Annotated in this window: 20 protein-coding genes; 10 read left to right on the top strand and 10 right to left on the bottom strand. The window is 68.0% G+C overall.

Features of this window, described 5'->3' with window-relative positions; translation table 11 throughout:
- Positions 1-223: 223 nt before the first annotated feature.
- Entirely contained in the window at positions 224-985 is a 762-nt protein-coding gene (locus KEG38_RS50445; protein ID WP_272428086.1) for a glucose 1-dehydrogenase, read from the bottom strand.
- Positions 986-1,128: 143 nt separating this feature from the next.
- Here KEG38_RS50445 and KEG38_RS50440 point away from each other — a divergent pair, with 143 nt between their 5' ends.
- Complete coding sequence (locus KEG38_RS50440) at positions 1,129-2,373, top strand: serine/threonine-protein kinase (protein ID WP_272428085.1); 1,245 nt, start codon at positions 1,129-1,131, stop codon at positions 2,371-2,373.
- Between the two features lie 68 nt (positions 2,374-2,441).
- Here KEG38_RS50440 and KEG38_RS50435 read toward each other — a convergent pair whose 3' ends face one another.
- On the bottom strand, positions 2,442-2,807 hold the full coding sequence (locus KEG38_RS50435) for a hypothetical protein (RefSeq protein WP_272428084.1): 366 nt from the start codon (positions 2,805-2,807) through the stop codon (positions 2,442-2,444).
- A gap of 378 nt (positions 2,808-3,185) precedes the next feature.
- The gene (locus KEG38_RS50430; RefSeq protein WP_272428083.1) at positions 3,186-5,105 is read right to left on the bottom strand and encodes a hypothetical protein; all 1,920 of its coding nucleotides are present in this window, start codon (positions 5,103-5,105) and stop codon (positions 3,186-3,188) included.
- Positions 5,106-5,346: 241 nt separating this feature from the next.
- Between KEG38_RS50430 and KEG38_RS50425 the strand changes: the two genes are divergently transcribed.
- Positions 5,347-6,123, top strand: a complete 777-nt coding sequence (locus tag KEG38_RS50425; RefSeq protein ID WP_272428082.1) for a crotonase/enoyl-CoA hydratase family protein — start codon at positions 5,347-5,349, stop codon at positions 6,121-6,123.
- A gap of 3 nt (positions 6,124-6,126) precedes the next feature.
- On the opposite strand, the gene KEG38_RS50420 is transcribed toward KEG38_RS50425, so the two are convergent.
- Positions 6,127-6,858, bottom strand: coding sequence for a hypothetical protein (locus KEG38_RS50420; RefSeq protein ID WP_272428081.1), 732 nt, complete (start codon positions 6,856-6,858; stop codon positions 6,127-6,129).
- A 147-nt stretch (positions 6,859-7,005) separates the two neighbouring features.
- On the opposite strand from KEG38_RS50420, the gene KEG38_RS50415 reads away from it, so the two are divergent.
- From KEG38_RS50415 to KEG38_RS50395, 5 genes are all read left to right on the top strand, one after another.
- Positions 7,006-7,608: a glutathione S-transferase family protein gene (locus tag KEG38_RS50415; protein ID WP_272428080.1), complete on the top strand. Its 603-nt coding sequence runs from the start codon at positions 7,006-7,008 to the stop codon at positions 7,606-7,608.
- A 324-nt stretch (positions 7,609-7,932) separates the two neighbouring features.
- Positions 7,933-8,484 carry a hypothetical protein gene (locus KEG38_RS50410; protein ID WP_272428079.1) on the top strand — a complete coding sequence of 184 codons (552 nt, stop codon included), beginning with the start codon at positions 7,933-7,935 and terminating at the stop codon, positions 8,482-8,484.
- A gap of 708 nt (positions 8,485-9,192) precedes the next feature.
- A complete protein-coding gene (locus tag KEG38_RS50405; protein ID WP_272428078.1) occupies positions 9,193-10,773 on the top strand; it encodes a hypothetical protein in 1,581 nt (526 codons plus the stop codon).
- A gap of 366 nt (positions 10,774-11,139) precedes the next feature.
- Positions 11,140-12,138, top strand: a complete 999-nt coding sequence (locus KEG38_RS50400; protein ID WP_272428077.1) for an NAD-dependent epimerase/dehydratase family protein — start codon at positions 11,140-11,142, stop codon at positions 12,136-12,138.
- A 4-nt stretch (positions 12,139-12,142) separates the two neighbouring features.
- On the top strand, positions 12,143-13,450 hold the full coding sequence (locus KEG38_RS50395) for a hydroxyacid-oxoacid transhydrogenase (protein WP_272428076.1): 1,308 nt from the start codon (positions 12,143-12,145) through the stop codon (positions 13,448-13,450).
- Positions 13,451-13,784: 334 nt separating this feature from the next.
- On the opposite strand, the gene KEG38_RS50390 is transcribed toward KEG38_RS50395, so the two are convergent.
- Together KEG38_RS50390 and KEG38_RS50385 are read right to left on the bottom strand one after the other, a co-directional pair.
- A complete protein-coding gene (locus KEG38_RS50390; protein ID WP_272428075.1) occupies positions 13,785-14,705 on the bottom strand; it encodes a hypothetical protein in 921 nt (306 codons plus the stop codon).
- 111 nt (positions 14,706-14,816) lie between these two features.
- Positions 14,817-15,356 carry a hypothetical protein gene (locus tag KEG38_RS50385; protein ID WP_272428074.1) on the bottom strand — a complete coding sequence of 180 codons (540 nt, stop codon included), beginning with the start codon at positions 15,354-15,356 and terminating at the stop codon, positions 14,817-14,819.
- A gap of 150 nt (positions 15,357-15,506) precedes the next feature.
- Between KEG38_RS50385 and KEG38_RS50380 the strand changes: the two genes are divergently transcribed.
- The 3 genes from KEG38_RS50380 (at position 15,507) to KEG38_RS50370 (ending at position 17,265) form a co-directional block, all read left to right on the top strand.
- Positions 15,507-16,007: a cupin domain-containing protein gene (locus KEG38_RS50380; RefSeq protein ID WP_272428073.1), complete on the top strand. Its 501-nt coding sequence runs from the start codon at positions 15,507-15,509 to the stop codon at positions 16,005-16,007.
- A gap of 128 nt (positions 16,008-16,135) precedes the next feature.
- Positions 16,136-16,609, top strand: a complete 474-nt coding sequence (locus KEG38_RS50375; protein WP_272428072.1) for a hypothetical protein — start codon at positions 16,136-16,138, stop codon at positions 16,607-16,609.
- Positions 16,610-16,647: 38 nt separating this feature from the next.
- Positions 16,648-17,265: a hypothetical protein gene (locus KEG38_RS50370; protein ID WP_272428071.1), complete on the top strand. Its 618-nt coding sequence runs from the start codon at positions 16,648-16,650 to the stop codon at positions 17,263-17,265.
- 322 nt (positions 17,266-17,587) lie between these two features.
- Here the strand turns inward: KEG38_RS50370 and KEG38_RS50365 are convergent, their stop codons facing one another.
- From KEG38_RS50365 to KEG38_RS55920, 4 genes are all read right to left on the bottom strand, one after another.
- Positions 17,588-17,872, bottom strand: a complete 285-nt coding sequence (locus KEG38_RS50365) for a hypothetical protein (protein WP_272428070.1) — start codon at positions 17,870-17,872, stop codon at positions 17,588-17,590.
- Positions 17,869-18,396 (bottom strand): hypothetical protein, encoded by a 528-nt coding sequence (locus KEG38_RS50360; protein ID WP_272428069.1) that lies wholly within the window; start codon positions 18,394-18,396, stop codon positions 17,869-17,871. Before KEG38_RS50360 ends, KEG38_RS50365 begins: the two co-directional genes overlap by 4 nt.
- 380 nt (positions 18,397-18,776) lie before the next feature.
- A complete protein-coding gene (locus KEG38_RS50355; RefSeq protein WP_272428068.1) occupies positions 18,777-19,448 on the bottom strand; it encodes a hypothetical protein in 672 nt (223 codons plus the stop codon).
- A gap of 398 nt (positions 19,449-19,846) precedes the next feature.
- Positions 19,847-23,725 carry an ATP-binding protein gene (locus KEG38_RS55920; RefSeq protein WP_272428067.1) on the bottom strand — a complete coding sequence of 1,293 codons (3,879 nt, stop codon included), beginning with the start codon at positions 23,723-23,725 and terminating at the stop codon, positions 19,847-19,849.
- Between the last annotated feature and the right edge of the window lie 62 nt (positions 23,726-23,787).

Raw genomic sequence — 23,787 nt, 5'->3', positions numbered from 1 at the left:
CTGCGCGATGCGCAGTTCATCGACCAGCTGAGTCAAGACCACGAACGACGCTGCCGCTGACCTTTCAGCAGGCAACGCTGCCCCTGGTCTTGCCACCGGCCCGTTGGAAGAACTGCGCATCGCGCAGTTCTTCCACCCCGAGTCCAGGGCTTGCCCTGGTTCGGGTCGAGGGGCGAACAGCCCCCGCGGGGTCCGGGGCAGCGCCCCGGCGCGGCGGCCCCTTTCAGGTCGCCAGCAGCCCGCCGTCGACCAAAAGCTCCGTACCCGTCACGAATTTCGCATCGTCCGACGCCAGATATGCGATCGCTGCCGCCACGTCCTCGGGCTCGCCGAGCTTCCCCAGCGGAATGGACTTCGCCAGGCCCACCTTCGCCCGCGCTGGATCCTCGGACCTCGCCACCATCGCGTCGACCATCGGCGTATCGATGAACGCCGGGTGCACCGAGTTCACCCGGATCCCATAACCTTTTCGCGCGCAATGCATCGCCACCGATTTCGTGAACGTGCGCACGCTGCCCTTGCTCGACGAATACGCCACGAGGTTCGGCGCGCCGATGATGCCCGCCACGCTCGACAGGTTCACGATCGACCCGCCCCCGCGCTCCTTCATCAGCCGGATCGCGTGCTTGCAGCCGAGGAACATGCCGTCCGTGTTCACCGTGTGCACGAACCGCCATTGCTCGAGCGTCGTCGACTCCACGTCGCCCACGATGCCCACCCCTGCGTTGTTCACGAGCACGTCGAGCCGACCGTGCTTCGCGACCACCGCGTCGAGCACGGCGATCCACTGCGCCTCCTGCGTCACGTCGAGCGCGGTGAACTCCGCCCGCGCCCCGAGCTCCGCGGCGAGCGCCTCCCCTCGATCCACCGCCACGTCCGTGATCACCACGACCGCGCCTTCTGCGTGCAGCCGACGCACGGCCGCCGCCCCCAGCCCCGATGCGGCCCCCGTGACGAGCGCTACCTTCCTCTCGAATCGCTGCATGGCGCGGAGGAGAGCGGATCCGCCGGCTCCGTGTCAAGCTCGCTGCAAGAAAGGCGGGACCCGGCCGGGACGAACGAGCGGTTTTCCCATCGCGTCCGGCGCGGGTACTCTTCGCGGTACTCCCCATGACCCTGCTCGAAACCATGAATGCGCAGACTCTTTTCGCGCCTGGGGACGATGGCTTCGCCCAGGCCAAGACCGCGGTGGCGCCCATGCGCGCCGTCTCCTCGCTGCCGCCGCCCTCGTCGGCCCTGCGAACCACCGTGCTCCCGCGCGTCGAGGGTGATGGCGCCGAGGTGCGCCTCGTGGCCGAGTCCAAATCGCGGTACGAGCCGATCAAGACCCTCGGCGCCGGCGGCATGGGGGAGATCGTGCTCGTGCACGATCAGGACATCGCCCGTAAGGTCGCGGTCAAACGCCTGCTGCCCGAGGCGAGTGATCCCGTGATGCTCGCCCGCTTCGTGGACGAGATCCGCACCGTCGGCCGCCTCGAGCACCCGAACATCGTGCCCATCCACGACGTCGGCGTCGACGAGCTCGGCCGGTACTTCTTCGTGATGAAGTACGTCGAGGGCGAGACGCTCGAGACCATCATCCGCAAGCTCGCCGATGGCGACGCCGACTACCACCGCAAGTACACCTTCGAGCGCCGCGTCGAGATCTTCATCGACGTCCTCTCGGCGCTCGCCTACGCCCACGCGAACGGCGTCGTGCATCGGGACGTCAAGCCGGCGAACGTGATGGTGGGACGGTACGGCGAGGTCGTGCTGATGGATTGGGGCATCGCCAAGCCCGTCGCGGCCGAGCGGGATCTTGCCCGGGGCGCGGACGCGACGCTGGGAGAGGAGAACGACCGGGGGCGGATGTTCGTGACGCACGTCGGCGCGCTCGTCGGCACCCCCGCGTACATGTCGCCCGAGCAGGCGCGCGGCGAGGTGGACAAGCTCGATACGCGGAGCGACCTCTACAGCGCGTGCGTCCTCTTCCACGAGCTCGTCACGTTGCGCCACTACCTGGCAGACCGGCGGACGCTCGGCGACATCTTGTCAGGCGTCATGGACTACGAGCCCACCGTTCGGGACATGAAGCGGAGCTGCCACCACACGCAGGAAGGGCTGCCGCCCGAGCTCGTGCACATCGCCGTTGATGGGCTCGCGAAGGACCCGGCGAAGCGATACGACTCCGCGGGGCAGATGATCGAGCTCTTGCGGCAGAGCCTCGAAGGTCGGATGCACGTGGCCTGCTCCGGCACCTTGGCGAAGCGCTTCCTGCGCGAGGCGGCGCGGGGCGTGGACCGGCACCCGCGCCTCATGTTCTGGAGCCTCGTGGGGACGTTCCTGGCCGTGATCTTCACAGCCGTGACGCTCGTCCGAATGATCGTGGCCTAGCGCACGGCGATGGCACGTGTGCCGGGCACGTGCTGGCACACGTGCCAGGCGGACGGCACGCTGACGTGTCAGGCGGCGATGAGCCGCGAGCGAAGCGCCCGCGCGAGCTTGCGGCCGTCTTCGGGTACAGGCACGAACCGCAGGGTGCGCTCGCTCGTGTGTTCGTTTGGACGCACGGAGAGCTTGTGCCCGCGCGCCAGGCCTACGTGGAGGCCGGGGAACCGTGCGTGGAGCTCCTTGGCGAGCTCCAGTCGGTCGCCGGTTGGGAGCGCCAGCACGACGAGCGCGCAGTCGAAGTGGCCGGGGCCGTCGAGCGCGACAAAGGCCTCGCGACGGGTGCCGACGTGCACCACCTCGAGCCCCTCTGCTCGCAAGCCGCGGGCGATGATCTCCGTCCGGTCGTGATCGTCGTCGATGAGCAGGACACGCGCCATGAGTCCGCACCTCTCGTGGTAGCGCCGACCTGATTGCAATCGTCATGCCGCCCCGCGGCCCTCGCCCGAACGCGACCCGGCGCACGCCTCCGCGACGACATCGTGAGCTAGCTGAGGAGTCCAAACCTCGGCATGCGGCGTACACACCGCATCCCACCGAGATGTGGGCGGCGGGGGCGGATGGCGCGGGCGCGGGCTCCGGCGCGGCGAGGCCCGTCTCGACGAACGATCGAAATGTCCTTGAAGATCATATGGATCTGCGAGGGACCTCAGGCTGATTCGCGGAATGGCTGGCAGGGCTGTTCCTTGCAAGGTTTGCATGAAAGGTTGGCGTGCACGTGCCGGGACCCCGAGGCGCAAGGGATGCGCGTGGCTCGGCTAGTAGTGCAGCACGACGTCGACCCCCTGCCCTGCTTCCAGGGCGGGCAAGACGAGCAGCCTCCCTCCGTCTTTCGGGGGCGACAGCACGGCGCCTGCCGGCTCCGAGACAGACGTGAGCACCTCGTCCACGCGCAGCGTGAGCCCCTCGATCGCCTCCTCGGGGCGGAGCGAGATCGTCAGCGTACCTTCGAGGACGTTGTAATCGATGAGCGTGAAGGTGACCGCGTCGCGCGCTCTCCAGAACCGAGCGAAGGCATCGACGCTCATGGCCGCCACGCCTTCGGGTAGCTTCGCGAGGATCATCTCCTCGGCGGCCAGCTTGTAGTCCGTCACGTTCGGGTGGATGAGGAGCGACGTCGGCGCGCCGTTCCGCGCGTTCTGGGTGATGACGCCCAGCGCCTGCTCGACACGCAAGTCGAGGCGCGGGGGCAGCTCGTCTTCCAGCGTGACGGGAAGCTCGAAGACATCCGTATCCTGGATTTCAGGCAAGGAGGTCATGAGCCGATAAGGAAAGTTCGTGAGCACCACGCCCACCGCCTGCGTCGAATCGGTGCGGTAACCCACGCGTTCGAGGGCCAAGGGGGACTCGGGATGGTACGAGAGCTCGCCGGCTCGGAAGCTCTGGGTTTCGTGCGAGACCCGGGCGGCGTCGAGCGACCCGTCGATGAGGGACTTCGAGACCCGAAGCTCGCCGTACAGGGTCCCCCATTGGGTCTCGTAGGGCGACACGTTGTACGGGGCATAGCTCGGGTACGCCTCCGCGCCGTCGCCCACCTCGAACAGGTGGAGCATCTTGGAGTGCGCGACCGAATGCGAGCCGACCGCGTGCCCGAGGCGGAGGAAGCTCGCGAGCTGGCAGCCGCGATCGCGCGAGAAGAACGCGTGATCCTGCACGTCGTCCACGTACTTCGTGTGGGCGAAATACGTCGTGGATGCGCCGAGCGCCGCCTCGCGCTCCGCGTAGACGGCCGATCGATCGTAACTTGGTCCCCAGTCGAGGTCGTGTGATATGAGCAGGGCCCCGGACAGCCCGTTCGGGGCCGTATGCAGTCGTACGCCAAAGCGCGCGTGCGCGTCGTAGATGTCGCGCATCATGAGAAGCCATGCGTCCGTGGCAGGCTCGAAGACATTGATGTAGCCACGGGCGGCGCCGTCGAGCGGGTAACCGAGCTGGTTGCGAATCACGACGTCCCGAAAATCCACGCCCATCGTGTAGATCACCGCCGGGCCCGCATTCCGGCGCACGATCGCCGGGGAGCCGTCCTCGAACGTCGCGAGCACCACGACGCCCTCCGCGGTCGGGTCGACCTCGAGCGTCCATGTATTGAGGAACTCCTCCGGCCCGCCCCCCAGCGGGATCTCCCGTTCCTCGGGCTGATCCAGCGAGGGAAAGGCAGCCTCTCCCTCCTTCGTGAGGCGCACGACATGATGGGGCAGCCCGAACGTCGACGCCGGCACCCCCGCGAGATCGCGCAGGAACGTGACATCGGAGTCGCGCCAGACGAGGACGCCCCCCTTGCCGATGAAATTCCCCATCGCCTCGATGTCGGTCGCGTGGAAGGACTCCTCGTACGCGTCGGGGAAGAACATCGCGATGTCGTGCTGGAGCGCGAGCTTCGGCGCCGTGGTCTGCGCGTACGGGATGCCCATCGGCGCGAGCACGTGCTCGATCGCGAGCATGTCTTGCCAATCGGGCGAGAGCGCGAGGACGCCGACCTGCATCTGCCAATGGTTCGGAGGCGGGGTCATTTTCACCCGCCTCGGCTCGCGGGTCGCGTCGACGGGGACATCCCGTGTAGGGAGGCCCCATAACTTCCCCTCGACCTTCTCCGTGGCCGGCACCTCCACGCAGATGGCTGCCTCGTCGTCGGATACGGCCGGGTCGAACGTGAGGGGGTCTCCCGGTCCACACGCCATGATTCCCAATGGGAGGGCGACACCAGCCATTGGTAGAAGCCGGCAAATCGCTCCGCGGAGCGAATACGATGTGATCATGAAAGCCGTAGCCTAAGCAAAAAATACAGAATTGCTACCCGTCACCTCTTTTTTCATGCGAACGTTTGGGCACGAGGAATACCAGGGCAAAGCGATCCTGGCGCCGCATTCTTTTCTTGATTCGGCGAGGACATGCCCGCCCCGGCCGTGGTAACGTCCGCCCATGGCACGCGTCACGGTGGAGCGTCTCGGTCATGTCGTCCGCATCGGCCTGAACAGACCGGAGAAGCGCAACGCATTCGATCTCGCCATGCTCGACGAGCTCGCGCAGGCGTACACGGCCTACGAGGAAGACGAGGGGCTCCGGTGTGGCCTCCTGTTCGCCCACGGCGGCCATTTCACAGGCGGGCTCGATCTCGCGGAGGTCGGTCCCGCGGTCGCGTCGGGGCGCGCGCTCTACCCGAAGGGGAGCGTCGATCCGCTCGCGATCGGGCCGCGGCGCCTCACGAAGCCGATGGTCGTCGCGATAGAGGGGTATTGTTTCACGATCGGGATCGAGCTCGCGCTCGCCGCCGACATCCGCATCGCGGCCGAGGACACGCGCTTCTCGCAGCTCGAAGTGCAGCGCGGCATCTTCCCGTTCGGCGGCGCCACGCTGAGGTTCCCGGCGCTCGCGGGCCACGGCAATGCCATGCGCTGGCTGCTCACGGGCGACGTGTTCGACGCAAAAGAGGCGTATCGGATCGGGCTCGTGCAGGAGGTCGTCCCCGCGGCCGATCTCCTCGATCGCGCCACGTGGATCTGCGAGCGTGTCGCGGCGCAGGCGCCGATCGCCGTCCGCACCACGCTCGCGTCAGCGCGCGCGGCGATGACGGAAGGGCCCGAGGTGGAAGCGGCGCGCCTCGAAGAGCGAGCCCGCGCCATCATGGGCACGGAAGACGCCGCCGAGGGCATGCGCTCGTTCGTCGAGAGGCGCGCCGGCCGTTTTCAAGGGCGCTAGGCGTCAATCGTAGCGGGCAATGATGAAGTAACGCGCATGCTCGACGCCGAGCTCGCGCACGCGTTCGTCGTGCGCGGCGTCGCCGAGATCGACCTCTTCGCTCTCGGGGCTCTCGTACTGCACGTACGTGACCTTCAGGCCCCACACGCCCTCCTCGTGCGCCTCCTGCTCCATGTTCACGCCGCGCATGTACTTGCCGGGCCCTTCGCCGTCCTCGGTCCCGAGCACGCCGAACGCGAGCGTCGCGGCCGTGAGAGGTCCTACGCACGTGAAGTACATCGACACGGACGCCTCATCCCACGCCTCGCGCTCGCGCCCTTCGAGCTTCTCGCCGATCGCGGCCCACACCTCGTCCGGCACCGCCTTCGCCTTCTCGAGCACGTGCAGCGCCACATCACGCGAGATCGTCTCCGGCCCGTCCGTCCCTCCGCGCCCGCCTTCGAGGCCGATGTGCACCTCCGTGTAGACGGTGTCGTCCGGCGCCGGCCCCGTATCCGTGAGGTCGCCCGAGGCCACGATCGTCACCGCGTGCCCCGACTTCGCGGCGACCGCCTCGACATGCTTCGCGAACTCGCCAAGCTGCTTGCGCGTCATGCCGCTCGCCGAGAAGCGCTTGCCCGCGACGAGGACGCCTTCCGTCTCCTCGTCGAACGAAACCTCGTGGGGGCTCGGCTCCTCGTCGCCCCCGTCCTCGTCGCTGTACTCCTCGTCCTCGAAATCGTCCTCGTCGCTCATGCGCGTCCTCCGAGCGGCGCACGGTAGACAAGTTCGTGGGGATTCGCACGGGGAAATCGAGGGGCGGCGCACGCATCCAGGCGCCTCTTCGCCCTCGCAACGTGCCGGGCTTCTCGGGCTCATGCCTTCCTGATAGAAGGTCGGCCCATGTCCACTTCCTACGAACTGCTCTACTTCCCGCTCCGTGGTCGCGCGGAGCCCATCCGGCTCATGTTCGCCACGGCGAACGTCGCTTTCACCAACACGCCCATCACGAACTGGCCCGAGTTCAAGCCGAACACGCCCCTCGGCCAGCTCCCCGTGCTCGTCGAGCGGAGCGAATCCGGCGAGCGCCAGATCCCGCAGAGCATGGCCATCGTGCGTCACCTCGCGCGCGTGTTCGACCTCTTTGGCAAGGACGAGGTCGAGAAGACGAACGCGGACGTCGCGGCCGAGACCATCAACGACTGGCGGACGAAGTTCGCGCCCGTGCAGTTCGCCGCGTTCATGAACACCGCGCAGACCGTGATCGACAAGTACTGGACCGACCTGCCGGCGACGCTGCGCACGCTCGAAGGCTTGCTCGGAAGCTGTACCTGGTTCGGCGGCGGAGAGTCGCCGACGTACGCGGACGTGCTCGCGTTCGACACGCTCGACAACCACATGGCCACAAAGCCCGAGACCCTCGCGGACTTCCCCAAGCTCCGCGCCCTCCACGACCGCTTCCGCGCGCTCCCGAGCGTCGCGGCGTACCTCGAAAAGCGCGCCTGATTTTTTCCTTGAGGCCGCCGCGCCGGGGCGCTGCCCCGGACCCCGCGGGGGCTGTCCGCCCCTCGACCCGGACCAGGGCAAGCCCTGGACCTCAGGGGGAAGAACTGCGCGATGCGCAGTTCTTCCCACAGGCCGGTGGCAAGACCCAAGACGGCGTTGCCGGTCGAAATGGGGGTCGTTCCCTGGTCTGTTCGATGAACTGCGCATCGCGCAGTTCATCGACCCCGGGTCCAGCCCCTGGCTGGTCCGGGTCCAGGGGCGGATAGCCCCTGGTGGGGCCTGGGGCAACGCCCCAGCTCAGCGCCTCAGCCAAAAGGACGCGGCATGTTCAAGATACCGATCTGGGCGTGGCTCCTCGTCAGTGCGCTTGCCACTGCGTGCACGCATTCCTCCCCGCCCGCCGAGACGCCTGCGCTGGAGACCTCGCGCTCCTCGACGCCGGTCATCCAGCTCCAGAACCTCGTCATCCGCGAGGATGGTGTGACGCTCGCGCGCCTGCTCCCGGATGGCCGCACGCAATACTCGCTCGGCGGCGAGGGCAACGAGGAGATCTGGATTCCTGGGCCGACCCTGCAGGCCGATGGAATCCTCATCTTCAAAGACGGCGTCACGGGCAGGGTCGAGCCTGACGGTCGCATCTTCGTGGTGAATCGGCCTGGCCGGATGCCCGCGGAGCGCCTGTTCGGTCGCATCTCGGGGGACACGTGCGTGCTCGGCAACGCGGAGCATGTGATCCGTGTCGAGGGCCATACGCTCCTCTTGCCGAACCGCCCCACCCCCAACGAGATTGAGGGCCTGACCGACGCGCGATCCCGGCACACCGCGCTCGTCATGGCCGCGGCGTTCTACATCAACCTCGCCATCGTCCGGGAGTGAGCGACGGCCCTGCGTCCTTGGAGCTGAGGCGCGGGACCCTCGGGGAGGGTGGGCGAACGCAAGGCATTGCGTCGCTCGAGCCCTCCCCAGGCTCGAAGGCCCCTCCGCGTTGCGCTTGGCGACCCACCGACAGGCTTGAAGGCCGCTTCGCGTTGCGTCTCCCCACCCATCGACAGGCTCGAAGGCCTCTCCGCGTTGCGTCTCCCTACCCACGGACAGGCCCGAAGGCCCTCTCTGCGTTGCGTTTCCCCACCCATGGACAGGCTCGAAGGCCTCTCCGCGTTGCGCTTGACGACCCAAGGATAGGCTCGAAGGCCTCTCCGCGTTGCGTCTGCCCACCCACGGACAGGCTCGAAGGCCTCTCCGCGTTGCGTTTCCATACCCACGGACAGGCTCGAAGGCCTCTCCGTGTTGCGTTTCCCCACCCACCGACAGGCTCGAAGGCCGCTTCGCGTTGCGTCTGCCCACCCATCCACAGGCTCGGAGGCCTCTCCGCGTTGCGTTTCCATATCCACCGACAGGCTCGAAGGCCTCTCCGCGTTGCCCTGCCCATCCCCTGACAGGCTCGAAGGCCCCTCCGCGTTGCGTCCCGACACCCCATGAGAGGTTCTTCGACGCAGTGCCGAGCGATGCGCAACCCCTTCGAAGGCCCCGAGGACGTTCGATCCAGCAAGGAGCCCAGCCTCACGTACGTTATCCTGCGCCGGCATGAATCCGTTCCAAGGTCCGGAGACGGCGGCGCTCGCCGGGGCCCTCGGCGGGGCGGTGGCGTTCGTCGTGGGCATGGGCGCGCGGGCGCTCGGGACGGCGTTTACGGCGCGGCGCGAGGCGCGGGCGGCGCGGCGCGCGCTCGGCGAGCCGCGGACCGCGCTCGCGGAGCTCGATCCCGCGGCGAACGTCACGCTCGAAGGGGTGCTCGAGGTCGTCGGCGAGCCGGGGGCGCGGTTCGAGGACGGCGCTCCGGCGGCGGCGGCCACGGCCGCGGGGCGGTTTTCCGAAGCGAACACGCGCGCGGTGCGCCTGCGGCTCGTGACGCGGGACGGGACCGTCGATCTGCGCGGGAAAACCCTGGTCGTCGCGGGATCACGCGAGACGCGGGACGACGCGATCGACGCGCTGCCCGCGGAGGTGGCGGCGCGGATTCACGCGGCTTGCGGGGATCGGGATCCCCTTCCAGCAGGGCCGCTCCGCATGCGATCGATCGCGCACGGCGATCGCGTCGTCGTGGCGGGCAAGCTCGTGCGCGCGGAGGAGGCCTCGGCGGCCGCGGGGTATCGCGAGGGCGGCGCGCCGTGGACGCTGGTGCCCGCGGGAGCGACGGATCGATCCTTGGAGGTCCTACCAATCGCGTTCGTGGGTTTGCCCGCGGTGTCGGGCGTGCTCGGGGCGGCGTTTTCGCGGCGGCGGGTGCGGAAGGCGGCGCCGCTCGCCTTGATGGCGGCGGCGTTTGGAGCTGCGGTCTGCATCGGCAAGGCCTCGTACGACGCGCGCGCGCTCGCCGCTCGCGCCGAGGCGGAGGCCGCGGCCGAGGCGAACGCGCGGAAGAAGGCCGAGGCGCAACTCGGGGATCCGGCGCACTGCAAAGAGCTCGCGGGGCAGTACACGAGCGCGATGGATCGCGTCTCCACCTGCACGCACGACAACGACTGCCGCGCCACGCTTCGCGGCGACCAATGGTACGACCTCGACGGATGCTTCCGGTTCGAGAACAGGCTGGCCTCGACCGAGGAGGCGGATCGCCTCGCGCGCGCGTGGCTCGAAGCGCGGTGCGTAACGAACTACGAGGTTTGCAGCACCCAGCCGACCGCGATGTGTCGTCAAGGCCGCTGCGTGGAGCGCCCGCCGCACCCGGTGCCCGAGACCTGGACCCGGCGCGAGTTCGCGCGCCTCTTCACGTTCTTCGCGTCACCCGACGTCGATACCACGCGCCGGAACGGCTTCGAATGTGGCCCTGGCGCGCGGATCACGCTCCACCGGCACGATTTCGAGGCGTCCTTCACCCTCGGTCAATATGGCCTCGAGCTCGGCGGCTCCACGACGCCCGTTCGAATCGGGAGCTACCACGCGGTCACGAAGAGGATGGACGCGACCGAGCTCGCGATGCCCCAGGGGTATACCCAAGGCTTCTTCGTGGCTTTCGACGAGAAGGAGGCCGTCTGCCCTCCCTTCTGCCTCCCGGTGTTGGGGGGTGGCGACAGCGTCGGTCATCTGTACTTCCAGGCTCGCTGCCACACGGCCGAGGCTTGCGAGGAGGCCTTTCGGATCCTGGAGACGCTCGCGCCCTTCTGAAAGGGTGTTCCACAAGCATCAGCTCGCCGTGTTGGGCCGCCGCGCCGGGGCGCTGCCCCGGACCCCGCGGGGGCTGTTCGCCCCTCGACCCGAACCAGCGCAAGCGCTGGACTCGTGATGGAAGAACTGCGCGTTGCGCAGTTCTTCCAACGGGCCCGTTGGCAGGGTCGCCCTTGGTCTTGCCTCGACCTGTTCGATGAACTGCGCATCGCGCAGTTCATCGACCCTGGGTCCAGCCCCTGGCTGGTCCGGGTGCAGGGGCGGATAGCCCCTGCTGGGGCCTGGGGCAACGCCCCAGCGAAACGCTCCCGGATGAGACGCTGCTCGGATCTTGCCGCCCCGCGCCAGTTGAGGCAAAGCGGCGACGTGGAAGAGCTCGGAATTTCAACCGGAAAAGTCCTCCTCACGGGCGCGAGTGGCTTCATCGGCGGCCGCCTGCAAAGCACGCTCGTCGAACGCGGCGTGGACGTCGTGTCGCTAAGGCGGCGCGGCTCGCCTCCGGCGAAGCGGGGGCGCTCGGTCGAGGTCGAGTACGACGATCGCGCGGGCCTCGAGCGCTTGATCGCCGAGGAAAAGCCGGACTACGTGCTGCACGTCGCGGGCGCGACGAAGGGCGTCGAGTACACCGATTTCCAGCGGGCGAACGTGATGCCCACGGAAAACCTGCTCGAAGCGCTGCGCAAGAAGCACCCCGAGGTGCGAAGGTTCGTCCTCGTCAGCTCCCTCGCGAGCTTCGGCCCTTCGAGCGCCACGCGCCCCCACGTCGAGACGGACACGCCGCGCCCCATCGAGTTCTACGGCCAGAGCAAGCTCGAAGCCGAGCGCGTCGTCGAGCGCGCGGGCGACGTGATCCCCTGGACGGTCCTGCGTCCCGGCGGCGTGTACGGCCCCGGCGACGTCGACTACTTCAACCTCTTCCGCGAGGTCGAGCGCGGCCGCAACGTCTTCTTCGGCAACAAGAAGCGCTGGTTCTCGGGCATCTACGTCGACGACCTCGTCACGGCGACGCTCGCCTCCGCCACGCACGACGGCGCGAAGGGCCGCGCGTTTTTCGTGTGTGACAACGATCCCGTGACCTGGGAGCGATTCCAGGGCGCGATCGTCGAAGCGAGCGGCCGGCGCGTGCTCACCGTGGATCTGCCGGAGATGCTCGTCGACGTGGCGGCGTTCGGCGGCGAGATCGCGACGCGCTTCGACAAGAAGCCACGCCTCTTCAACCGGCAGAAGGCGAAGATGGGCGCGCAAGAGGCATGGACGTGCAAGAGCGACGCGCTCCGCGAGGCGACAGGCTGGCGCTCGAAGGTTCGCCTCCAGGAGGGCGTGCGCCACGCCCTCGAATGGTATCGTCGCGAGAAGTGGGTCTAAGGCGATGGGATATTGCCTCGGGTATGCGCTGATCGAGGGCGGCGACGCGGCGTTCTCGATGGACGCGTCAGCCGTCACGTTCGGCCCGGGCGCGCTCGCGGAGGTCGGCGAGGAGGCCGCGGCGCTCGGGCTCAGGCGGGTCGCGCTCTTCACGGATGCGCGGCTCGCGCGGCTTCTGCCGGTCGAGGAGGCGCGGCGCTCGCTCGGGCGCGCGGGCATCGATGTCGTGGTGTACGACGAGGTGCACATCGAGCCGACGGATCGTTCGTTCGCGGAGGCTTCGCGGTTTGCCTCGGACGGCCGGTTCGATGGCTACGTATCGGTCGGCGGCGGCTCGGTCATCGACACGTGCAAGGCCGCGCTGCTTTACGCGACGTACCCGGCCGATTTTTATGCCTACGTGAACCGCCCGATCGGCGAGGGCCGCGAGGTCCCGGGCCCCCTGCCCCCGCACATCGCTTGCCCGACGACGACGGGCACGGGCGCCGAATGCACGGGCATCGCGGTCTTCGACGACACGGGCCGCAAAGCGAAGACGGGCATCGCCTCCCGAAGACTGCGCCCGACCCGGGCCATCGTCGATCCCACGGCCACGCGGACGATGCCGAAGAGCGTGGTCGCGGCAAGCGGGTTCGACGTGGTGACGCACGCGCTCGAATCGTTCACGGCGCGGCCCTATTCGACGCGGCCGCGGGCGCCGGAGGCGAGCAAGCGCCCGATGAGCCAGGGAGCAAACCCGTGGAGCGACATGGGCTGCAAGAACGCGCTCGAGCTCGCGGGCCGTTATCTCTTGCGCGCGGTCGCGGACGCGGAGGACGAGGAGGCGCGCGAGGGAATGGCGTGGGCGGCGACGCTCGCGGGCATCGCGTTCGGCAATGCGGGCGTGCATTTGCCGCATGCGATGTCGTACGCGGTCTCGGGCCTGTGCCGCTCGTTCACGATGCCGGGGTATCCCGAGGGCGAGCCACTCGTGCCGCACGGGGTGTCGGTCGTGGTGAACGCGCCCTCGGTCTTCCGCGCGCTCGCGAAGACAAGCCCGGCGCGGCACCTCGAAGCCGCGGCGCGGCTCGGCGCGGACGTGCGCGGCGCGACGCCGGAGGACGCGGGCGAGGTGCTGGCGACGCACCTCAGCACAATGATGCGCAAGGCAGGTGTGCCGAATGGGCTCTCCGAAGTCGGATACGGCGAAGCCGACGTGGAGGCGCTCGCGGCGGGGACGATCGTGCAGGCGCGGCTCGTGTCGAATGCGCCGTGTGCGATCGACGAGGAGGGTCTGCGGGGGCTCTTCCGCGGGGCTTTTGCTTATTGGTGAGGGACGGCGCGGGTGTTTGGCAGCGTTGCGCCGGGGTTTCACCCCGGACCCCGACCAGGGGTTGTCCACCCCTGGACCCGGACCAGCGCAAGCGCTGGACCCGGGGTCGATGAACTGCGCGATGCGCAGTTCATCGAACAGGCCGAGGCAAGACCGGCGACGACCTTGCCAACCAAGACAGCAGCGCTGGCATCTCAACCGGCAACGGTGTACCACCGGCCTGTGGGAAGAACTGCGCATCGCGCAGTTCTTCCCCAAATGGTCCAGGGCTTGCCCGGTTCGGGTCGAGGGGCGAACAGCCCCCGCGGGGTCCGGGGCAGCGCCCCGACGCTACTCAATCATAGACGACGACCTTGGACTCGGCTTCGCACGGACCCTCGTTGAGATCGCAAATCTTGTGCAGATCTCCCGTGTAATCGCGCTGGGAGCGGCAGACGGCGTTCACGGGCATGGCCCGGACCTCATCGACGTCGCGGATGCCTTGGAACCGGAAGCACACCTCGTCGATGCCTCCGGCGTAGAGCAAATGGTTCCGGAGCAGGGCAAATTGGTTCGTCCTGTCGGAGACGCGCTCCACGTTGAACCTGACGTCGCACCGGAGCGGGGCGATTCCCCCGTTCGTCATCTGGAGGCAGGCGAAGACATCGGGGTCCCCCTCTGTGCAAACCTCCCGCGCGACGAGCTCCGGTGTGCACTTCGTCTTGACGAGGCTCTTGCTATCGACGTGGAGCTTCAGGCACGGCCAGCCGGGCAGGCAGCTCTCCTGGTCGTACTCGAAGAACGTACACCCGGTCGTCTCCGGCTCACACGCCCATCGGGGGGGCGCGGCGGCGGTCCCCTTCTGGCAATGACCATTGAAGCTTTCGAACTGCAAGAAATCCCAGTCCGGGGATTCCAGGAAGTTGTAGTCGAAGCACCGGACGAATTTCTTCGCCCTCCTCGGCACGTCGAACGTGCGCACGTCGGTGTAGAGCCTCGTGAAGCCGGTACTCGAGCGCAGCGACGCCTTGGCGACCACCTTGCAGACGAGGTCTTCGTCGTACCCGCTATCGATGAGAATGCACCGTGTCAGCGGCGTTTTCTTGCAAAGCCCGCTTCTCGCGTACGGGTCCGTGCATTCCGTGACGCTCCCGATGAAAAACCGCATCGTGCGTCCGCTGTTCGTGTAGGACGCCGGAGCGCTGTTGCCGTGGATGGAATGAGCAGCGAGCACGAGGGCCACGAACCCGATGATGAATGCATTTCCCTTCGCCATGGCTTCCCCCGGCGGTGGTTCGACGGTGTTTCTAGATCGATCGCGCGCATGGCAGCGCTCACCTGTCATGCACGCGATCGAAAGCGCCCCCTCGGGGCGGGGCGCCGACGTTCACCTGCATTCTCCGAACGGGCTGTCGCACGTCTTCATCTGCACCGTTCCGGGGCAGGTCTGCTGCTCCATCTGCCCCACGGTACAAGGGGACGGCGCGCCGCTGCTGCCGCAGGACACCTTGGGTTCGTGGATCTTCTGCATCTTCCAAATCCCGGGGACTCTCGATCCTCCTGACACAGTGCTGTCCTTCCGGATCAGATCGTCATACGAAAAGCACAACCAGTCGATGCCGCCCGCGAACATCTTCGTCTGATCGACGGCGATGTACGTGCGCGAAATGCCGGTCGTCGATTTCATCGTCCCCGCCATCGAGATATTACAGTTCACCTCATCCTCTTGCGTGTTCTTCACCTGAAAGCAGCGAAGATGCTGGTCTGATCCATTGCACGTCCCGAACTCCGCCGGCTCGCCCTCGCACCGTTGCAGCCACGACCCCGAAATATATCCGACGGTGGCTTTGTCTGCTTGTGCGAACGTCATGGAACCTGCGGCGCCGACAGTCATCACGACCGCGAGACTGGCCATCAACCGTTTCATTGTGGTCTCCCTTCACGATGCACGTGCGACGTCCGGGTCCACTCGTTCCGTCCCCGTGCAATCGACGCCAGCGCAATTCAAGCGCCGTTCCATGGCAAGAGGTGTGCGAAAGGCGCCCCGTGCCCTCGCGCGTGCTAGCCTCGGTGCCCCATGAGCGACAAAGCCACGGAACTAAGGCAACGCCTGATCCGCAACTTCAACACGGCAAACCTCGAACATTTCCAGCGCGCGCCGCTGTACGACACCGCGTCCGCCGGCCTGGCCCAGGGCACGGCGGCGAAAAAACTCGGCGCCTCGATCGACATCATGCCCCCCGGCGCCCGGAGCTGTCCCTACCATTACCACTACGTACAGGAGGAGATGTTCATCATCCTCGAAGGCGAAGGCACGCTGCGCGTGGCCGGCGAGCATTTGCCGATCTCGGCCGGCGACGTGATCTTCATCCCCCCGGGCCCCGAGTACCCGCACCACATCCTCAATACCTCGAACGCGCCTCTCAAATACATGTCCATCAGCACGATGGAGTTCCCCGAGATCTGCGAGTACCCCGATTCAGGCAAGTACCTCGCGAAGGCCGAGGCAAAGCCCGGGGCTTTCCGTGTGGTGCAACGCAAGGAGACCTCGCTCGATTATTGGGACGGGGAGCCCTAGCAGAGCGAGGGCCGGCGGCGGCCTTGTGACCCAGCGGAAGGTTCAAAATTCCTGTTCCCTCGCTCGCGGGGGTCTGGTACGAGGCCGCCGGGTCATCCACGAAGCAGGGAAAGGAACCGCTACGCCCCATGAAAAGCTCGATCCATGCCGTCGCATCGATGTTCGTCGTCGCCGCTGCCCTCACGGGGTGCGGCAAAGGTGAAGAGGCCGTCGTCCGCGTGCAAGTGCCGGAGGTGAAGGCCGAGGTCGCCATCCCGGGGAACATGGAGATCAAGGAAGCGTCGGCCTCGGGCTTCTGGGTCGTCCCGAAGGGCAAGGACAAGTTCGACGGGATGCTCGTCGCCGTGACGCCCGTCGCCCCGATGGGCAACCTCGCGCCCCCCGACGCGCAAGACGTCAAGGTCGACAAGGACCAGAAAAACCCCGACGGCTCCGCCGCACGCGAGGGCTCGTACAAGACCGCCGTCCAGACCTTCTACGTGGCGGAGTACGCCTATCCGATCGGCAAGGATTGGCTGCACTGCAACATCAAGGCAGCAAAGGTCGAGCGAAGGGACGAGGCCGCCAAGATCTGTCGCGTGCTCGCGCCGAAAGCGCTCTAGAACTGTAAGCTCTCGGGCGACGGTTCGTTCTTCGCCCCGTGCAACCCAAGCCCATCCGCAATCGCATCGCCGCCGCGGTCCTCCTCGGCGTGCTCAGCGATGCGCCTCAGGCTTTCGCACAAGCCGCGCCGCCCGCAGCGACGGAAGCAAAGCCACCCGCAGCGCCCGAGGAGGGCCCGATCCAGAGGCGGCAATCGCGGAGCCACGTGCTCGGTCTCCGCTACGATCTCGGCGCCGCCTCCTCCTACGGCCTCGGGTATCTTCATGTCCACGACACGAGCACAGTTCGCAGCCACGCGGGGGTCACGACCTACGTCGGCTATGGCATCGAGGGGCGTCTCTCGACCTACGACCACAGCCGAGTCGACGCCGCAATCGTCTCAGCCGCAGGTCGGATAGGCGCCTGGGGTCACGGCGGAGGGCTCTCCATCGAGTTGCTCGCCGGAGCAGGAATCGCAAACGGCCGCGCAATCCCCGTCGGTTCCATCGGCGCCTTCTTCGGGCTCTACTTCCTCGAGCTCGGATACAGCTTCCAGGTGCCCATCGCCTCCGAGCGCCCCGAATGGTGCGCCTCGCACCAATTCAGCGTGCGCATCCACATGCCGTTTTACCAGTACGCGCTTCGCCAATGGGAAGAGCCGGCGGTCCGTCGGTGACTGGGAGGCGCTTCGCCGGGGCGCTGCCCCGGGCCCCGCGGGGGCTATTCGCCCCTCGACCCGAACCAGGGCAAGCCCTGGACCATTTGGGGAAGAACTGCGCGATGCGCAGTTCTTCCCACAGGACGGCGTTGCCAGTCGAAATGGCAGCGCGGCTGTCTCCGTTGGCAGGGTCGTCGTTGGTCTTGACCTGGCCTGTTCGATGAACTGCGCATCGCGCAGTTCATCGACCCCGGGTCCAGCGCTTGCGCTGGTCCGGGTCCAGGGGTGGACAACCCCTGGTCGGGGTCCGGGGTGAAACCCCGGCGCAACGCCCTCGGCGCTACTGCGGGAACGATCCCGCGCAGGACTCCAGGGCCGAGCGCTCGGCGTGGCAGACTTGCCGGTACGAGCAGACTGCGTCGGCGACGCAATCGATGTACTCCTCGAATGCGTCTTCACAGCCGCGTGATTCCGCGTTCGACTGGAGCTTGTTGCCGTCGGTGAGACAATCGTTCGCGTCGAACTCGTTGCATTCGCCGAGGTCCTCGCAGACTTCGTCGACCGTGGGTTGACAGCCCAGGCTCAGCATCGCGAGGCCGAGCGCCACGAAAAGAACCTGCTTCAATTCGCACCTCCCATCTTCGCACCGCCACCCGCGCCGCCGCTGCCGCCCGCGCCGCCGATTCCGCCGGCGCCTCCGCTGCCGCCTCCGCCTCCGCCTCCGCCCCCGCTGCCGCCGGCGCCTCCGATTCCGCCTTCGCCCCCGCTGCCGCCGGCGCCTCCTGCGCCGCCGAAGCCTCCGACCCCGCCGCCGCAAAGCGAGCCGCAGCTACAGACCTTTTTGCCTTCAAAGTCGCTGCCGAAGGGGTTGTCGGCGGGGATCGTCGCGCGCTGGTCGCACGTGGAGCCGGCCGGGCAGTCCGCGTTCGTCTGGCACTCGGTCGCGCGGTGACACGCGAGGCCAAAGGAAAGAACCTCCCGGTCGCAGATGAATCCCGGCCCGCACTCCGAATCGCCCTGACACTGGTCGAAGTTCAGGTTGCAGCTCGGGCCCTGGTAACACGAGCCGGCGAAGATGACGATCGGCAGGACCGCGAGGCGCGCGAGCTGCCGGATCCGTGCGTTGGACCATGTTCGAAGGAAGCTCATGGTTGGGAGGCTATCACAGACGGCGCGCCTGTGGCCTAGATTGGAGCGGAAGGGCCCGCGCGCGCCTGCAGGAAGACCCGGCGCACGACGGGGACGTGCGAAGGGCCGTTCGGCGCCTCCTGCCACGTGGCGGACGTGCGCGGAGGCGCCGGCTGCACCTCCTGCCACGTGGCAGGAGGGTGCGAAGCCGCCTTCGGCACGTCCTGCCACGTGGCGGACGAGCCTCAAACCACGTTCGGCGCCTCCTGCCACGTGGCGGGCCTGCGCGAAGGGCCGTTCGGCGCCTCCCGCCACGTGGCGGAGACGCGCGGAGGGCCGTTCGGCGCCTCCTGCCACGTGGCGGAGACGCGCGAAGGGGGTTTTGGACGCGCCGGACGTGATCAGCGGTCCGTCTTCTTGGCCTTGCTGCGCTTGCGGAACGGCTTGAAGAAGCGGTCGACCATCTTCGGGTTCGACGCGTACACGGCGGTGAGCTGGCCTTCGAGCTTCTTGTACTCCGTGCGCCAGGCGGCCATGAGCGCGGGGATGCGCTTGTCGTTCAGGAGGGCAAGCTCCTTCTCGGTGAGGGCGAGGTTCTCGCTGGCCGCGAGGACCTTGCTGCGGGAGTTCGAGATCTTCGGAGCCCAGGTGGCGACGAGGGAGCCAAGCTCGGGATCGTTCATGTCCTCCGTCATGCTGTCGAGCATGTCCCCCACGAGCTCGGGCTCCTCCTTGCGCGGCTCGGCAGTCGTGACCTGCCGAAGGCCCTCCGGAAAATAACGGCGATATCGAGCATCCCCGCGATTCTTGGTCACGAGGGCGAGGAGGCCGAGCTCGAAGCCGCCAATGTCCTCGTCGAGCTCGTTGTCGCGCGCGTCGAGGACAGCGCTCCTCTTTTCGACCTCTTCCTCGTGATCCTCGCGATCACGGAGGATTTTCTTGAAGTCGACGTGGATGGCCGCAAGGGCCAGTTCGAGGCCAGCCGTCTTCGGATCGGCCGCGACGCGGGCAATGGAGTAGGCGCTCCGCGGGAGGTAAGCCTCCGGCGGAGTATCTTCGGGGGGCATTTCCATGGAGATTGGGCTCCTTCGGGTGGAAGCGGTCGTACCAAAGGAGGCGGGAGATGTCCAGAGAGCCGCTTCGCTGGGGCTTTGCCCCAGGCCCCAGCAGGGGCTATCCGCCCCTGCACCCGGACCAGCGCAAGCGCTGGACTCGGGGTGGAAGAACAGCGCGCGGGGCAGCGCGGAGAACACGCCCGCCCCTGGGGGTCCATCACCGCCGCTAGCCCCAGTACTACCCACGGCCGCTGACGACAAGACCTCCGTGGTCTTGCCACGGGCCCGTGGGAAGAACTGCGCATCGCGCAGTTCTTCCCCCCTCGGTCCAGGCCGTGCCTGGTCCGGGTGCAGGGGCGGATAGCCCCTGCCGGGGTCCGGGGCAGCGCCCCGGCGCGACGGCCCGCCCCCAGGGGTCACGCCAGCGCGGCGCAAAGCTCGCGGAGCTGGAAGGACTCTGCCAGTGCCCGCACCTCGGCTACCCATGGCGAGAGCCGCGTGTCTTCTGCTTCGACGGCGTCGAGCATTTGCAGGAGCTCCGGGATTCGCCCTCGCTCGGCGAGATCGAGCAGGCGCGCCATGGCCTCCGCGGGCGGCTCGATCCGTGGACCGACCTCCTCGGCATCTGCGACGACGCGTGGTGCGCGGATCCAGGTGATATCGAGATGCTGCGCGAGCACCTCGAAGAGTGCTGGGAGACGTACGGGTTTGGGGAGGAATTCGTCGCAGCCGGCTTCCTTTGCGCGCCGTTGTTGCGCTTCGTCGACGCTCGCGGAGGAGACGACGATGGGCATATCGGCGAGCGTGGGGAGACAACGCAGACGCCGCGCGATCTCGTCGCCTGCGAGGTCCGGCAGCGCGAGATCGAGGATCACCAGATCTGGCTTCTGGGCCTCGATCAAGGCGAGGGCTCGCGTGCCGTCCTCGGCTTCGAGGACCTCGAATCCGAGAGGCTCGAGCGCGTCACGCACGAAGGCACGATTGCTTTCGTTGTCGTCGACGACGACCACGACGCGGGGCTCGCCTTCGTAGCCGGTGATGACCTCGGCGGGGCGCACCTCTTTCGCTGGCAGGCCCCGCGCGAGGATGGGCAGACGAAGCGAGACCAAAAATGTGCTGCCCTCGCCGGGTGTGCTCTTCACGTCGAGCTGACCGCCCATTTGCTTCACGATCCGCCGGCTGATCGCGAGCCCGAGCCCGGCGCCCTCGGCGCGCGCCCTCCGATCGCTGGCTTGCTCGAAGGGCTCGAAGATCCGCGCGACATCGGCGGCCGCGATCCCTGGGCCTGTGTCCTCCACCCGGAAAACGAAATCACCGCTGCCCTGGGCGGAGGCTCGCAGGGTGACGCTCCCCTCCCGGGTGAACTTGATGGCGTTGCCGAGCAGATTGACCAGAACCTGCGTCAGTCGTTTTGGATCGACCTCGACCCATTCGGGCAGCGCACCGGCGATCACGTACTGAAACACGAGCCTCTTCTGCTCCGCGCGGACCCGGCATAGATCCGCGACGCTCTGCAGGAGCGACGGCAGATGGACCTCCGACGGGACGAGCGCCATCTTGCCCGCCTCGATCCGCGCGAGGTCGAGCACGTCGTCGATGAGCGCGAGCAGGTGCTCGCCCGAGCGCTGCACCACATCGAGCCCGGCGCGATCCTTCCGCGAGAGCTCCGGTGACTGGGCGAGGAGCTGTGCGTATCCGAGGATTCCATTGAGCGGCGTGCGCAGCTCGTGGCTCATGCTGGCGAGGAAGCTCGATTTTGCCTGGTTCGCCGCGTCCGCCGCCTCTTTGGCGGCCAGAAGCTCGGCCGTCCGCTCTTCCACTTGTCGCTCGAGCTCGAGATTGCGCCGCGCGAGCGCGCGGAGCCGGAACCTCACGCCGCCGTACACGAGCCCCGAAATCGCCACGGTATACCCCAGGTACGCCCACCACGTCCGCCAGGGCGCGGGTTTCACCTGGAATGCGATCGCCGCCGGCCCCGCGACGACGCCCGCGTGATCACGGCCCCAGACCTGGAACGTGTACGCGCCCGCCGGCAGGTTCGTGTACCGCACCTTCCCGTCCGCGGTCCACGCGCTCGGCGCCGCGTCGAAGCCGACCATCTGCGTGCGATATTGCGTGCTGCGCTCGTGGAGGAAACTGAGCAGCGCGTAATCGAACGACACTGTGTTCTGGTTCCAAGCGAGCGACGCGCCGGGCGAAAGCGCGAGCATGCCGTCCGCGGCGCGCGTGGACGAGAACACGAGAGGCCCGCCCGCGTGATCCGGGACCTCTTCCGCCGGATCGAAGACCGCCGCGCCCTCGGGCGTGCCCACCCAGATGCGCCCGCGGCTGTCGACCGAGGCGGTCCCCGCATTGCACTCATCGCCCGGCAGCCCGTCCTCGCGCGTGAAAACGTACACGGAAAACTCCGCGGGGTCCTCGGGGGTCGGCGTGCGAGGGGTGAGGCGCGCGACGCCCCGGTTGGTGCCGAGATACACGCGGCCCAGCGCGTCCGCGCGCGCGAAAAGCACGGAGCTGTCCGGCAGGGCCGGGTTCGACGTCTCGTTCAGCGACGGGAGCCACGCCTCCGCGTCGAGATCGTATCGCGCGGCGCCGCCGCCCCCGGTGCCCACCCAGAGGACCCGCGCCCCGCGCACGTCGCGGAGCTCGCTGAGCGTCGCGATGATGTTCGTGCCGAGGGGCGAATTCGTGGCCGTGTACGTCCGCCAAACGCTGTCGTCATCGAGCCGAGACAACCCTTTTGTCGTCCCGAACCACGTCGTCGTCTTCCCGCCAGGGCGCGTGGTCTCGAGAAGGGCGAGCAGGTTGTTGTGGATGAGTCCGTCGGTGCTCTGCTTGTAGACCGGCCCCCTGCCCTGTTCGTCGAGGCGCGCGGCGCCGGCCGTCGTGCCGACCCAGAGCGCACGCCCGTCCAGCGACTCGCTGGCGGCGTACACGACCTCGTACGGGAGCGAGGAGTTCTGCCGGGTGAAGGTGGAAAGCTTTCCATGGGCCCAGCGGTGCAGCCCCTTGCTGTTGCCGCCTGTCCAGACCGCGCCCGGCTGATGCCGCGAAGGCACGAGGAAAGCGAGCCGCTGGCTCATCTCGGCGCCTTCCTCGGGCGAGAGGACTGGCACAAAACCCTGCTCCGAGGACCGGAGGAGCTGGTTGCGCACGGCGAGCCAGATCTCGGGCGCGCCGCCCGGCGGGGTGACCTCCGCGACGCCGCGCACGGCACCGGGGACGCCCGCGCTCCGCTCGGTGAAGCCGACCCAGCCGTCGTGCCGCAGGCGACCGAGGCCTCCGGTCTCGGTGCCGATCCACAACGTGCGGCCGAAAGACGCGCCCCCGCTCGCCAGGAGCGTCGTGAGGTAATCGTCTGGCAGGCTGCTGTTTTGCTTTGTGAGCGCCGTCCACACCCCGTCCTCCAGGCGGGCGAGGCCCCCGCCGCCGGTGCCGCCCCAGAGCGTCCGTTTCCCGGAGCCGCTCACGGTCTCGGCGAGCACGCGGATGCCCTGGGCCGGACTCGCCGCGCCCGAAGGCGCGACGAGCTCCCAGCGCCCTTCCGCATACCGGGCGAGCCCCTTGGACGTGCCGGCCCAGAGCACGCGACGGCGCGCCTCGTCGGTGCTTTCCAAAAGCGCGTTGATGACCTTGTCCGGCGGTCCTTCCCCGAGGGATTCGAAGGGCGCGCAGCGGTGATCCTCGCAATGGAAGAGCCCCCGACCCGTGCCGACCCAGAGCGTCGGCTCGCCGCTCGGGAGCGTCCCCGGATGAAGGGCACGCACGTCGATGTATCCGAGCTCCGGCCCGAAATCGATCCGCGAAAAGCGCTCGCCCTCGAACCGATAGAGCCCGTCGAGCGTCCCCGCCCAGAGCGCGAATCCATTCGCGGAAGGCGCTTCGACGAGCGCTGAGACCTCCCGCTCGGCCGTGAGGCCTTCACCGGCCCCGAAGCGGGTGAAGCGGCCCTCCGCATGACGGAGGATGTGACCGGTGTACATCCCGAGCCAGACGGCCCCGTCGCGCGTTCCGGCGATCGCCTGCACCCAGCTCGACGCTTGTTCGGGCGGCAGCGACAGGGGCGTGAAGCGGCGCCCGTCGTAGGAGGCGACCCCGCCCTGCGTGCCGATCCACAGAAGGCCCGCGGTATCGAAGGCGATGGCATTGACGGTGCTCTGCGGGATGCCGTCCTCCAGGCCGAACGTGCGGATCCAAGGCACGCCGCGGGTCCGGATGTCGGTGGCTGCGGAGGACGTGGACGCGGAGGTGGCCGCGAGCGCGACGGCGAGGACGGTGACGAGGCGACGGGGCACGCGGGAGGATGCTACAGGGAGCAGAGGGCGCTCGCCACAGAAGGCCGAGCAGCCGCCCGGCG

This window comes from Polyangium jinanense, from assembly GCF_028435265.1.
Classification (GTDB): domain Bacteria; phylum Myxococcota_A; class Polyangia; order Polyangiales; family Polyangiaceae; genus Polyangium; species Polyangium jinanense.
Note: the sequence above shows the minus strand (reverse complement) of the source record. Positions and strands in the feature narration are given on the sequence as shown.